The organism is Streptomyces sp. BE303 (assembly GCF_036290945.1).
In the GTDB taxonomy this organism is placed as follows: domain Bacteria; phylum Actinomycetota; class Actinomycetes; order Streptomycetales; family Streptomycetaceae; genus Kitasatospora.
The window spans coordinates 1-283 of record NZ_JAQYWZ010000270.1; the positions used below are offsets into that span (position 1 = coordinate 1).

At 55.5% G+C, this 283-nt stretch carries 1 rRNA gene; it reads left to right on the forward strand.

Annotation, left to right across the window (positions count from 1 at the left end):
* Window positions 1-217: 217 nt before the first annotated feature.
* Window positions 218-283 (forward strand): 16S ribosomal RNA (locus PUR56_RS01970); the annotation flags it as partial.

A 283-nucleotide genomic window follows, 5' to 3' on the forward strand; every position in this document is an offset into this window, starting at 1 on the left:
AGGAAGTGTCCGTTCCTTGAGAACTCAACAGCGTGCCAAAAGTCAACGCCAGATATGTTGACATCCCCGGCCTCGGACTTGTTTCGGGGTTGGAGATTCCTTTTGAAGTAAAACACTAGCGAGGACGCAGTGCGCGGGGCCACCCTATTCCGGTGGTTGCCGTGCCGCTCAACGCGGGTGTCGACCGGTTCTGATTGATTTCGGGGCCGAGTAAACATTCACGGAGAGTTTGATCCTGGCTCAGGACGAACGCTGGCGGCGTGCTTAACACATGCAAGTCGAA